The organism is Spirosoma pollinicola, assembly GCF_002831565.1.
Lineage (GTDB): Bacteria > Bacteroidota > Bacteroidia > Cytophagales > Spirosomataceae > Spirosoma > Spirosoma pollinicola.
The window spans coordinates 4,778,317-4,791,454 of sequence record NZ_CP025096.1 but is presented as its reverse complement, the minus strand read 5'-3'; the positions used below and the strand labels follow the sequence as shown (position 1 = coordinate 4,791,454).

8 protein-coding genes and 1 pseudogene are annotated in these 13,138 nt (G+C 47.9%); 8 read left to right on the top strand and 1 reads right to left on the bottom strand.

The window, feature by feature from the left end:
* Positions 1-63: 63 nt before the first annotated feature.
* A complete protein-coding gene (pyrH, locus tag CWM47_RS20060) occupies positions 64-798 on the top strand; it encodes a UMP kinase (protein ID WP_100989981.1) in 735 nt (244 codons plus the stop codon).
* A 106-nt stretch (positions 799-904) separates the two neighbouring features.
* A complete protein-coding gene (gene frr, locus CWM47_RS20055; RefSeq protein ID WP_100989980.1) occupies positions 905-1,465 on the top strand; it encodes a ribosome recycling factor in 561 nt (186 codons plus the stop codon).
* A gap of 87 nt (positions 1,466-1,552) precedes the next feature.
* On the opposite strand, the gene CWM47_RS20050 is transcribed toward frr, so the two are convergent.
* Positions 1,553-1,807 (bottom strand): hypothetical protein, encoded by a 255-nt coding sequence (locus CWM47_RS20050; RefSeq protein ID WP_100989979.1) that lies wholly within the window; start codon positions 1,805-1,807, stop codon positions 1,553-1,555.
* A gap of 109 nt (positions 1,808-1,916) precedes the next feature.
* Here CWM47_RS20050 and CWM47_RS20045 point away from each other — a divergent pair, with 109 nt between their 5' ends.
* The 6 genes and pseudogenes from CWM47_RS20045 (at position 1,917) to CWM47_RS20030 (ending at position 13,134) form a co-directional block, all read left to right on the top strand.
* Entirely contained in the window at positions 1,917-3,110 is a 1,194-nt protein-coding gene (locus CWM47_RS20045; protein WP_100989978.1) for a glycosyltransferase family 2 protein, read from the top strand.
* Positions 3,111-3,314: 204 nt separating this feature from the next.
* A complete protein-coding gene (locus tag CWM47_RS20040) occupies positions 3,315-4,148 on the top strand; it encodes a TolC family protein (protein WP_100989977.1) in 834 nt (277 codons plus the stop codon).
* Positions 4,149-4,157: 9 nt separating this feature from the next.
* Positions 4,158-5,864 (top strand): GumC family protein, encoded by a 1,707-nt coding sequence (locus CWM47_RS20035; RefSeq protein ID WP_240625364.1) that lies wholly within the window; start codon positions 4,158-4,160, stop codon positions 5,862-5,864.
* A 21-nt stretch (positions 5,865-5,885) separates the two neighbouring features.
* Positions 5,886-6,347: a hypothetical protein gene (locus tag CWM47_RS39315; protein WP_240625362.1), complete on the top strand. Its 462-nt coding sequence runs from the start codon at positions 5,886-5,888 to the stop codon at positions 6,345-6,347.
* Between the two features lie 50 nt (positions 6,348-6,397).
* Positions 6,398-9,814: pseudogene (locus CWM47_RS40305) on the top strand (beta-ketoacyl synthase N-terminal-like domain-containing protein); the annotation flags it as partial.
* A gap of 101 nt (positions 9,815-9,915) precedes the next feature.
* The gene (locus CWM47_RS20030; protein ID WP_394342023.1) at positions 9,916-13,134 is read left to right on the top strand and encodes an aminotransferase class III-fold pyridoxal phosphate-dependent enzyme; all 3,219 of its coding nucleotides are present in this window, start codon (positions 9,916-9,918) and stop codon (positions 13,132-13,134) included.
* Positions 13,135-13,138 lie beyond the last annotated feature (4 nt).

Sequence of the window (13,138 nt, the reverse complement as noted above, 5' to 3'; positions counted from 1 at the left end):
TTTCTTCGTTTACCTTTCCTGCTTCCCCCCTTTTTTATATCTTTGCCCGCAAATTTTCCCTTCATGACATCGCAAACAAAGTATAAACGCATCCTGCTCAAGTTGAGTGGGGAGGCTCTTGCTGGGCCTAACGGATACAACATTGACCCGGTTGTACTGGAGCAATACAGCCAGGAAATTAGACAAATAGTGGACCTGGGTGTTGAAGTAGCTATTGTTATCGGCGGGGGTAATATCTTCCGGGGTGTGTCCGGCGAACGCTCCGGTATCGACCGGGTACAGGGCGATTATATGGGGATGCTTGCCACCGTAATTAACGCGATGGCGCTCCAGAGTTCGTTCGAGAAACACGGCATGTACACCCGCGTTATGTCGGCTATTAAAATGGAGCAGGTTTGCGAACCCTATGTTCGTCGGCGGGCGGTGCGCCACCTCGAAAAAGGACGTGTTGTGATCTTCGCTGCCGGAACAGGAAGCCCTTACTTCACGACAGACACAACGGCCAGTCTGCGGGCTATTGAAATCGAAGCCGATGTGGTGTTAAAGGGTACAAAAGTCGATGGCGTGTACACGGCTGACCCGATGAAAGACAAAACGGCGACCCGGTATACGACCATTACCTTCGACGACGTTTACGAAAAGAAACTAAGCGTTATGGACTTGACGGCCTTTACGCTTTGTCAGGAAAATAACCTGCCAATTATTGTTTTCAATATGAACACAAAGGGGAGTCTGCTTCGCCTTGTTCAGGGCGACGATGATCAGGGAACCCTTATTACAATGAAATTGCCGGAATAAAAAGCTTGAACTAAAGGGCTGAATGATTAGGTGACTGGATTGAATAAGTGACTGTTTCACTAAACCATTCACTCATTTAACCATTCACTCATTCACTCATTAAGACATGGAAGAAATCGAGTTATTCCTCGACGATGCAAAAGATACGATGGAAAAGGCGCTCAAGCACTTAGCCATCGAGTTAACCAAAATTCGTGCTGGCAAAGCCAATGCAGGCATGCTAGACGGTATTCAGATCGAGTATTACGGTATGTTGTCGCCTTTGCATACGGTAGCTTCGGTCAACACGCCCGATGCTCGTACCCTCGTTATCAGGCCTTTCGAGAAAAAATTGATTGGTGAAGTAGAAAAGGCTATCCGTAACTCAAACCTCGGCCTGAACCCCAATAATGACGGGGAGCAAATTCGCCTGAGCATCCCGCCCCTGACCGAAGAACGTCGGCGCGATCTCGTTAAGAAGGTGAAGCAGGAAGTAGAAACGGCGAAAATCAACGTTCGTAATATCCGCAAAGACACCAACGACGACATCCGCAAACTAACTAAAGATGGCGTTTCGGAAGATGCCGTAAAAGTGGGCGAGGAGCGCGTTCAGAAACTCACCGACGCCTTCATTGCCCGCATTGAGGAAACGTTTGTCGCAAAGGAAAAAGATATAATGGTGGTATAGAAATTAATAAATCCATAAAATAAAGCCAGAAGGCTGGACTGATATTGATATCTTCCGGCCTTCTGGCTTTATTTTATGGATTGTACCTCAGTTCGTTTGCCGAATAGCGGCTTTCAAATAATCCGTAGCGGTGCGGCTGATCGTTTCTTCATCTACAGCCACTACACGCTCGCCCCGGTGCTCATAGGGGAACACCTCGCCGGTTAATGCGTCAAAAATTCCGTAGGGCAACAAGTCGTATTCTTCGTAGCCCCAAAATAAAAAATCGATGGCATCGGTGGAGTAGTCGAACCCCACGGCATAACCAATTTCCTGCTGAGCGAAAACAACGATGTAGCGCATGTTCCTCTATACGCAGGAATGATTCGTAGGGTTGCGTCTTTTTTGTGACCAGTTAATAGAATAATGGTCAAAAATAAAAGAAGATATCCCATAGCATTAAGGGTTTAATATGATCATCATTTACTACACTTACCTCGTTTTGTTAGGAATTAGTGCCCTCAATGTTTTATACTGGCTTGTGTTCTCTGTAGCAGGGCGCCTAGGGCGGGCAGATGACAGCGATGTGATTTCATCACCCTCAGTTTTTAGGAAAATAGGTGTTCTTATTCCGGCCTATAAAGAGGATACGGTTATCGTTGACTCAGTTACCGAAAATTTAAAACAAAACTATCCGGCAGATCGATTTGAGCTTATTGTCATTGCCGACTCGTTTCAACCTCAAACACTTGCTAAACTGGCAACTATGCCCGTTAAAGTGCTTCAAGTCTCGTTTGAAGTATCAACTGTGGCTAAAGCTATCAATTCGGCACTTTCCAGACTGCCACTGGATCAGTATGACATTCTGATGGTGTCGGACGCAGATAACCACATGGCACCGGATTTCCTGAGTCGAATTAACAACGCTTTTGCTCAGGGTTGGCGGGCAGTTCAGGGACATCGGGTGGCTAAAAATATCAATACAAGTGTGGCCGTTCTGGATGCCATTAGTGAAGAGATTAACAATCACATTTTTAGAAAAGCAAGCCGGGTATTAGGCTTATCATCAGCAACGATCGGGTCGGGTATGGCCTTCGAGCCCAATAGTATGAAAGCCGCTATGGCTACTCAGAATACAATTGGTGGTTATGATAAAGAACTGGAAACCAATATTGTAATAAGTGGCAATACGATCGCTTACCTTGAAGATGCCTTTATTTACGACGAAAAAGTAGCTAATCGGGCAGTGTTCCAAAATCAGCGAACCCGGTGGGTAGCTGCACAGTGGCAGTTCGTGAAAGTTTACTTTTGGACAGGCATCCGGGAAATATTACGGGGGCACTGGGGGGCCGGTTTCAAAGTGATTCAGGCTGTTTTTCTGCCTAAAATACTGCTCCTTGGCCTGTTAGCTGCCTGTATTGGTATGGGCGGCCTTACTGGTCAGTCGATGTTGTGGAAAATACCCCTTGTTTTACTGCTTGTCTTGTGCGGTAGTCTGGCTATTTCTGTACCTGCTCACTTATGGAAGCGAATTACTTTTCGGGAGTTACTGCTCATTCCGCTGCTATTATTAAGTTTTGTGCGGGCCGTTCTGAATATGCGAAAGGCATTTAAACGGTTTATCCATACACCACATACTAACACATCAAGCACTCGTGTGCCTTAATTGTTTGCATATTGTGACAATCTGGATATAAAAGAGTCAAAAATACAGTACACTCTTCGTTTTAAAGACTAAGTATATTAAATACTTAGTCATGTTTATTTACCCCGCCGTTTAATAAACATTTGCTCGCACAATCGCCATCGACAAGACTTATTTAATAATGATAAGTACCGTGGCATAGGCAGGGAAATGCTTTTGTAAAGTATGTTCAGGATAAATAGTAGTGTATTCACCGTAAAATTTGGCTTTCAAGTCAGGACCAGCCTTTTTTTAATAATTGGACTGCTTGCATTCACAGCCTCATTCGGGCAAAGCAGGGGTGGGCGGGGACTGGTTTCTTTTGGCCCTTCTTCCGGTCTGGCAGACGACACCTTATATCTTGATATCAATCAGGATATAGCCGTTCAATTGATGCCATTTGACGACATTATGAAAGTAGCGGTGGCGCATTCACCACTCATTAAATACCAGAATGAGGTATCTAATTCACTTAGCTCGTCCTATGAGGTTGCCAAAGTTCAGATTCTGCAGAACGTAGCCGGCTTTGCAAATTACTCGACCGGAACTCAGTCGATTATTTCTTCGGGTACCACAACAATTACCGGCCGTGATGCCCTCGGTCAGATCGCCAATGGGTATCGGGTTGGGGTGGATGTCAGGCTACCGCTTTATGAACTGTTTGGGCGAAAACACCAGGTACGGCAGGCCTACTCAAATTACCGGGCATCGGTTGTTCAGAAGGAAATTCTTGAGCTGCAATTGAAACGTGATCTGATTGGTATTTACCAGGATATGATTACGACTCAGCAACTCTTAAAAATCAACCTTATTGATGAACAGGCTTCACTGGCATCGCTTCGGGTGGCTGAAGCAGAAATTCAAAAAGGACGGATTACAGCCGAAAATATGGCAACCATAACCAGCCGGTATGTGCAGGCTAAATCGGCATCGGAACTGGTGAAGGGGAATTTTCTAAAGAACGTACACTATTTTGAAGCGCTGGTGGGTATGCCTATTCAGCGGTTGAAACGTAACTAAACGACTTGTATGTCAACCGAGGTCTTTTTGCGGGTACTAAAACAGCATATTTTCTGGTTTATTCTGATTCCCTGTGTAACAGCAGGTACGGCAGTTTACGTTACGCGCAATGAACCAAAGATTTACAGATCGCAGGCAACACTGTACACAGGTCTGGTATCGCGTTATTCGTTATTGTCAGATAAACAGAATTCCTATACAGATCGGTCGGCCAGCGCCTTTGATAATATACTGACGACCCTGAATTCGCGGGAAACCCTGCTCCAGATCGGTATTGGCCTTCTGAGCGACCATTTGCGTCTTCGGCAACCCGACACACTCATATTAGGTGAGGCTGGTTTTCAGAAACTGCACCAGGTAATAACGCCCGCCTATGAAAGCCTGTTTTACATTGCCGGAGATTCTGCACTCCTGCATCGGACTATAGACAGCCTGGCAAAAGCATCGACCAGTAATCCGATAAAAACCTTATTACTTAAGTCAGACTCCTACTACTCCAGTCAACATTTATCCGAAAACATCAAAGCAACCGCTCGCAAGAATACAAACGATGTGCTGTTGATGGAGTATGAATCTGACGATCCGGCGGTGGCCCAGCGAACGCTTCATTATGCCATCGATATATTAAATCAACGGTACTCGACACTCAAGACGTCTGAAACGAATTCAGTTGTAGGCTATTACGAAGATAAGCTTCAAAAAGCCAAGGAGAAACTGGCTCAGGCTGAAGCGAGCCTGCGGGCTTTTAGTTCAAGGCATCAGGTACTGGATTATGATGAAGAAGCCCGTACTGTAGCGTCATCGCGCGAGGCCTTAAAAAACGAATACAGTCAGGAGTTGATGCGAAAGAATGCGGCTAAAGCATCGCTCGATGCGCTCAATCGGCGTATGGGGCAGCAGGGCAGCATTCGCTCGGCCAATAATGACCTGAATGACAAGCAAAAGAAATTAACCGACGCAGAAAGCAAACTGGCCAATGCCAGGGCATATGGACAGCCTAAACAGGTAATAACCCAGTTGCAGGCCACAGTGGCTCAGGCTCAGGAAGACCTTAAAGTTAGCGCACAAAAGTATGATGCAACGGCTAATTCCGCCGATGCTGTGCCAACACAAACGGTGGCGAATGATCGACTAACTAAATCGCTGGAATACGAAGAATCGTCGGCCAGGTTGGCGTTGTACCAGAATCGCATGGCTGAATTCCAGGCAAAAACGAACGAGTACGGTCCGTTGGGCTCTCAACTTCGCCAATTAAACCGCGATCTGGCCGTTGCCGAAAAAGAATACCTCGACTTATTGCAAAATGTCGATCAGTCGCGCACGCGTCGGCAGGATGTAGCTATTGGCGGCACGCTTGAAATAATGGATGCGCCGGATTTTCCACTTATGCCACTACCGTCTAAACGGGTGCAATTAATAGCGATTGGATTAGGTGTTGGGCTCTTCATTGCGCTGCTGTTGACTGCCCTGCGTTTCTGGCTGGATAAGCGAATTCAGTCACCGGAACAAGCCGAAGCGATGGTGGGCATGCCTGTTACGGCTCTGTTTCCAACGGTTAAAAAGCCGCTCGTTTACTCTCGAACGACCCGTGCATCGAGGAGTATGTTTGAGCAACTTTTCAATGCCATTAATATTGAGGTCTCTCAGAACAACACCAAAGCTTATCCGCCAATTGTTACGCTGTTCAGCATCAGGTCAAAACAGGGCAAAACCTAGATTGCCAATGGCCTCACTCAATTGTATGACATTGCCGACCAGAAAGTTGCTTATTGCTACCCACGGCAGAATAACAGAGAACAACGAGAGCAACTAAAGAACATTACGTTTTTTCCATATACGGTGCGTCCTGATTTTATGAATGTGTCAGGAATTGATTATCTGCTCGACTATTATCAGGGTTTCGATAGCACGAAGTATGACCGCATCATTCTTGAATTACCTGCTCTGATCAATAATCAGATTCCGGTTTATTTGCTGAAAAGCAGTGCCTTGTCGTTGCTGGTTATTGACGCCAACAGCCCCTGGGCAAGAGCGGAGAAACAGTTATTAAGCATGTACGTCCGCGTGACCAATCAACCCGTATTAACGGTATTGAACCGGGTTGAAGGAAATTACGTAGACGTGCCACGCCAGGCTGATGGGATGCAAATGCCCACAGGAACAGATCGTTCTGCGCAACTTCAGCGTACTATTCTGTAAGCTTATTTGTGGGGTAAGGAACTGCTCACACCTCCTTAATCCAGTACGGTATGCATGTCTTTAATGAAAATAACGAGCGGTGGAATATCCTAAATCCACCGCTCGTTCATATGCTTGTTGATCAGGTTGCCCATGCAAATCCAGACCAGATCGCTGTTGTCGCCGGAAAGCATACGTTGACGTATAGCCAGTTAGTTAACCGGGCAGATAACCTTGCTCAGGGTATTCTACAAACTGACTTCGACGCGAAACTGATTGGGGTAAGCACCTACCGCAATCTGGAGATGGTCATTGGTGTGCTGGCTATATTGAAAGCAGGTAAAGCGTATTTACCGCTCGATCCGGCTTATCCAGCGCCACGCCTGACCCAAATTATTCTTGATTCGGGTTTGCATACCAGCGTGACAACCGCCCGGGATAAGCGCCTGTTTGAGCAATTGGGCCTTACTGCAATAGCATCTGATGAGCAGCATGTACCTGCGCTCAATCCTATACCGAATCAGGGGAGTACGGCCTATGTGCTTTACACATCTGGTTCGACGGGAAAATCGAAGGGAGTTTGTATGGGCCACGAGCCCCTTAAGAATCTGTTGCAATGGCAGTCGCAACAGTCGAATGCTGCTCAGAAAACCCGGACATTACAGCTGGCTCCCTTAAGTTTTGATGTTTCCTTTCAGGAAATATTTGCTACGCTAACAACAGGTGGAACCCTGGTTTTATTGGATGAAACGCTGCGTCAGAATTTGAATGCCCTTTTGCAGTTTATTGATGAGCAACGGATCAATCGGCTATTTTTGCCATTTGTAGCGTTGCAATATCTGGCCGAAGCCGCCGAGAATCTTAACCAGTTTCCGGCCAGTTTATACGAAATTATGACGGCAGGAGAGCAGTTAAAGATTACTCCTCAGATTGCCCACTTTTTTTCAAAACTACCCAACTGCATTTTATACAATCAGTATGGCCCGACCGAGTGCCATGTTGTGACGCAACTCAAATTGGTTGGTAATGCTGCTGACTGGCCTCTGCTGCCATCAATTGGTAAACCCATTGATAATGTAAAGCTGGTCATCGTTGATGAAACACTGGCGATTCTGCCCGATGGGGAGATTGGAGAGCTTTGTTTCTTTGGTGCCTGCCTGGCAGAAGGGTATTTGAACCAGCCAGCGTTGACGAAGGAAAAATTCATTGAGTTAGCCATACCCCAAACAAGCGAACCGACGCGTGTTTATCGCACAGGTGATATAGGCCGTTTGTTGCCGGATGGGAGCATTGAGTTTTTGGGCCGCCGGGACGATCAGGTGAAAATCAGGGGGCACCGCGTGGAATTAGGCGAAGTGGAAGTGATTCTGAATCACACCACGGGCATAAAACAGGCCGTGGTGATTGCGCGGGAAGACACTGAGGGGCATAAGCAACTGGTGGCTTATGTGATCGCATCGCCGGGTTATACAGATACGGTATCGGTGCGCCGGGAACTTGAGCAGCGATTGCCGGAATACATGATGCCCACTGCCTTTGTCTGGATGGATGAGTTTCCTGAAACCAGCAGCGGGAAAGTCGATAAGAAACAACTGCCTGCACCGAGTCGTAATCGGCCGGAACAGAGCGTGGCCTACCGGAAGCCCAAAACCAACCTGCAGCAAACGATAGTCAAAGTCTGGAGTAAGTTGCTACAGGTCGATAAGGTTGGTTTGGATGATAACTTCTTTGAGTTGGGTGGAAATTCATTGCTGGCACAGAAAACCGTGGCGGCTTTATACCAGTTGCAGGTTACTCTGCCTGTTACCAAACTCTACCAATATCCAACCATTGCAGGCATCGCCAGCTATATTGATTCTAAATCGACCAGCCAACAGAATCGGGTTTTGGCTGAAGATACGAACAAACTAGCTGCGCAGCATCGTTCTGAAATACCTCAAACCGACATTGCCATTATTGGCATGACTGGTCGTTTTCCGGGAGCAGGAACGGTTGACGAATTGTGGGATATTCTGAAAAAAGGTAAAGAAACAACCCGCTTTTTCACGGATGCCGAACTTGATGCGTCAATACCGGCTACCCTCAAAAACGATCCTCTATATGTAAAAGCAAGGGGTGTACTTGATCAGGCTGACCAATTCGACGGACAGTTTTTGGTCTATCGCCTTTGATTGCGAACGTAATGGACCCCCAGCAACGGGTGTTTCTGGAAATAGCCTGGGAGGCTCTCGAACAAACCGGATACCTGCCGCACCACTATGCCGGTCGGGTTGGTGTGTTTGCGGGTAGTGGTAACAATACCTATTATCTGAACAACATACTGGGGCATAAAGACCTGATTGAACAGGTTGGAGCGTTTCAGGTCATGACTTTGAACGAGAAAGATTACATTGCATCGCGCACGGCCTATCAACTCAATTTAAAAGGCCCGGCGGTAAGTGTCTATTCTGCGTGTTCAACGTCTTTACTGGCCATAACGCAGGCTGTTCAGAGTATTCGAAGCGGGCAGTGCGATGTTGCGCTGGCCGGAGGTGCGAGTATTACCACGCCTATTAATAGTGGCCATCTGTATCAGCAGGGCGTTATGCTCAGTCGCGACGGACATTGCCGGTCGTTTGATGCCGATGCTGAGGGAACCGTTTTTAGCGATGGGGCCGGTGTTGTTCTTTTAAAAAGCCTGGAGGCAGCCCGGCAGGATGGCGATACTATTTATGCGGTCATTAAAGGCATCGGCGTCAATAATGACGGTGGGGGTAAAGGTAGTTTTTCGGCCCCCAATGCCGATGGGCAGGCAGAGGCTGTGCGTATGGCCATTGCCGATGCCGACATCGACGCGGCTACTATTAGTTACGTAGAAGCGCATGGAACAGCCACTCCGCTGGGCGACCCAATTGAGATTGAGGGCTTAACCCAGGCGTTTGGCGAACAGACGCAAAAGCAGTTTTGCGCCATCGGTTCCATAAAAAGTAACATGGGCCACCTGACACAGGCCGCCGGAGTAGCCGGGTTTATTAAAACGGTACTTGCTTTATATTACAAACAAATTCCGGCGTCACTTTATTTTAATGCCCCAAATCCGGTCATTGATTTTGCCAATAGCCCGTTTTTTGTCAATACTACGCTACGTGAGTGGGAACAGCCCGATCAGAATTCGTCGGAATACAGGCCACGTCGGGCGGGGGTGAGTTCGTTTGGCGTTGGCGGTACCAATGTGCATGTCGTGCTTGAAGAGTTTAAGCACGAAACGCCCGGTATTTATAATGACCAGTCAGAAAACGCATCGGTGCTACAGACGACTTCCCGTCCGGTTCAACTCATAACATGGTCGGCCAGAACGTTGACCAGCCAGACTGCTTACGCACAAAAACTGGCCAGCGTAATCGAGCTGGACAAGTCAATAGACTTGGCAGATATTGCATTTACGCTTCAGACAACCCGCCCTGATTTTGCCCAACGCGCCTTTGTTGTCGCGTCGACCCATTGTGAGTTGACTTCTAAACTTCTCACAACTACCCGTACGAACAGGACAGATGGAAGCCCGGAAGAGGTCGTCTTTCTGTTTCCGGGGCAGGGAGCGCAGTTTCTCAATATGGGTCGTTCGCTTTATGAGTGCGAAACCGTATTTCGGCAGGCTGTCGATCAATGTGCCAGCCTGTTAGCGAATTATCTGCCAGTTGATATTCGGCAGGTTATCTACCCGGATGTCGCCAGTGCAGAGGCCGAACAGCGACTTAGAAATACGCGATATACACAACCCGCCCTATTTGTTACCGAGTACGCCTTAGCGCAGTTATGGATGAGTTGGGGTATCGAACCTTCCATATTTTGCGGGCACAGTATCGGTGAGTTTGTGGCTGCCCATCTGGCGGGTGTTTTTACGTTGCCGGATGCCCTGAAACTCGTTGCGGCACGTGGCGAGATGGTGAGCAAATTGCCTCGTGGAGGGATGCTATCAGTACGAATGGATGCGGCTGCTGTGCTGGACATGCTGCCTGCAACGCTCTCAATGGCAGCAATGAACAGCTACACCCTTTGTGTAGTGGCCGGACCCGATGAGCATATCGCTGACTTTGCCCGGCTGCTGGACGAGCGAGAAATACCAAATCAGCCATTAGTAACCAGCCATGCCTTTCATTCGATGATGATGGACCCCATTGTCGACGAATTTGCGCTTATGGTGCAGGAGGTTAGGTTAAACAGGCCCCAAAAACCCGTAGTATCGACGCTGACAGGGGATTGGCTTACCGATGACGAGGCCACCAACCCACACTACTGGGCCAGGCATCTGCGCGAAACTATTCGTTTTTCCGATGCACTCGACACGCTGTTTTCGCTGGATAACCCCCTGCTGCTGGAGATCGGACCAGGCCATGTAACGGCTACACTTGCCCGGCAGCAAGCCGGTAAGAAGCCCGTTATTGTCCTGTCTGGCATAACTAATCAACCTGACACGGCAGTGGCTTATCAGTCCGTTCTGACTACACTTGGCCAGCTTTATGTAAGCGGATTGGAACCCAATTGGGCTGCATTTTACGCTGGACAAAAACGCAACCGAATCAAACTACCAACATATGCCTTCGACCGGAAAAGGCACTGGATTGAGCCTGTCATGGAAGCCGCACGGCCTTACTCTCCTGTGACCCCAAATCAGGTAGAGCCCACATTTGATAAGACAAACGGTGCCAGGGCTGCTCAACAGGAACCCACCATTATGCGAAAAAATACCTTACTCTTAAAAGTAAATCAATTATTGGAAGATGCGTCCGGCATCGACATGGCCGGGGTCGCATCGACTAAACGTTTTCTGGAAATTGGCTTCGACTCCTTGTTACTGACTCAAGTAGCATTACGATTGAAAAAGGAATTTAATCTGCCAATTACGTTTCGTCAACTAACATCTACTTATACAACGCCCGAACTGGTAGCCGGTTATCTGGATCAGATGTTGCCCGCCGATGAGCCGCAACCGATAACTCAACTTACGTCGGCACCATCAACACTAAAATATATAGAAGTCCCTGCTCAGAGTGCCACTACTTTACCCACAGCTAATGATACCGCAATAGGGTTATTTTCCCAGCAGTTGCAGTTGATGGCCAGGCAGGTTTTGCTCTTGCAGGGAAGCGCAGTTCAGGCACCCTTAATTGCCGTTTCTACAGTGCCCGCCCCGGTTGGCAGAGAACCTATTGTTGTACCGAAACTCCCGTTTATAGCGGATAATAGCCTAACACCCGAAGAGGAGGCTGAACGTAGAAAACCGTTTGGAGCTACCGCCCGTATTGAGCGTCAGGCGTCGGAATTGACAGATAAACAGCAGGCGTTTCTGAATCAGCTAACACAACGATATAATCAGAAAACGAAGGGTAGTAAAGCCTACGCGCAACAACACCGGAGCCACATGGCCGACCCTCGGGTCGTGTCAGGTTTCCGTCCGCTCACCAAAGAGATTGTGTATCCATTAGTGGTGAATCGATCTAAAGGAAGTCATTTGTGGGATATTGACGGAAACGAATACATAGACGCACTCAACGGCTTTGGGTCCAATTTATTCGGCTATCAACCTGACTTCATCAAAGCCGTACTACACGAGCAAATCGAGTATGGCTACGAGGTTGGGCCGCAACACGAATTGGCGGGCGAGGTAACCGAGTTGATTTGTGAGCTTACCGGAAGTGAGCGGGCTGCACTTTGCAACACAGGTTCAGAAGCTGTTCTAGGAACGATGCGTATAGCGAGAACCGTAACGGGCCGTTCGCTGATCGTAGCGTTTTCTGGTTCTTACCACGGTATTGCCGATGAAGTGTTGGTAAGAGGCACCAAAAAGTTAACGTCTTATCCGGCTGCACCCGGCATCATGCCCGAATCGGTGCAGAATATGTTGATTTTGGAGTATGGTACGGATGAGAGCCTTCGTATTATTCAAGAGCGGGCGCATGAGCTGGCCGCCGTATTGGTTGAACCTGTGCAAAGCCGACGGCCGGAATTTGTGCCCATTGATTTTTTGAAACAGGTACGGGCTATTACGGCCGCGTCGGGGACGGTGTTAATTTTCGACGAAGTAATTACGGGTTTTCGAATGCATCCCGGTGGCACACAGGCGATGTTTGGTATTAAGGCTGATCTGGCCACATATGGGAAAGTTGTAAGTGCCGGGTTACCTATTGGGGTTATTGCCGGTATGCGGGAGTTCATGGATGCACTTGATGGGGGCTTCTGGCAGTATGGCGATCAATCAATTCCTGAAGTTGGCGTGACGTATTTTGCCGGCACATTTGTTCGCCACCCACTGGCGCTGGCCGCTGCGAAAGCATCTTTACAGTATATGAAGGACGCTGGTCCGCAACTACAGCAAGAATTGACAAAAAAGACGAATCGCTTAGTCAGGACTATGAACGACGTACTCGCTGGCTGGCAATTACCCCTTTTTATAGTTAACTTTGGTTCATTATGGAAGATAAAGTTTACTAAAGAATTTCCTTATTCTGAACTTCTTTTCACTGTAATGCGGGAAAAAGGGATTCATATCTGGGATGGATTCCCTTGTTTCCTGACCGCAGCGCATACGAACCAGGAAATAGATACCATTATTTATCAGTTTAAGGAGAGTGTTCTCGTTTTGTTGGCAGCTGGGTTCTTTCCCGGCTCAGATGCCTCTGGTAGTCGCCCAGCTGAAGACATTAAGGACTACTCCGCTAATATACCACCTGCATACGGGGCTAGACTGGGGCGAGATAAAGATGGAAATCCAGCTTGGTTTATACCAAATCCAGAACTGCCTGGTAAATACCTGCAGGTTGAGAAAATTTGAGTAC

What these genes read in the sequence shown, in the direction of transcription:
- pyrH (WP_100989981.1), top strand. Translation starts at nt 64, where the DNA reads ATGACATCGCAAACAAAGTATAAACGCATCCTGCTCAAGTTGAGTGGG.
- frr (WP_100989980.1), top strand. Translation starts at nt 905, where the DNA reads ATGGAAGAAATCGAGTTATTCCTCGACGATGCAAAAGATACGATGGAA.
- CWM47_RS20050 (WP_100989979.1), bottom strand. Translation starts at nt 1,807, where the DNA reads ATGCGCTACATCGTTGTTTTCGCTCAGCAGGAAATTGGTTATGCCGTG.
- CWM47_RS20045 (WP_100989978.1), top strand. Translation starts at nt 1,917, where the DNA reads ATGATCATCATTTACTACACTTACCTCGTTTTGTTAGGAATTAGTGCC.
- CWM47_RS20040 (WP_100989977.1), top strand. Translation starts at nt 3,315, where the DNA reads ATGTTCAGGATAAATAGTAGTGTATTCACCGTAAAATTTGGCTTTCAA.
- CWM47_RS20035 (WP_240625364.1), top strand. Translation starts at nt 4,158, where the DNA reads ATGTCAACCGAGGTCTTTTTGCGGGTACTAAAACAGCATATTTTCTGG.
- CWM47_RS20030 (WP_394342023.1), top strand. Translation starts at nt 9,916, where the DNA reads ATGGGTCGTTCGCTTTATGAGTGCGAAACCGTATTTCGGCAGGCTGTC.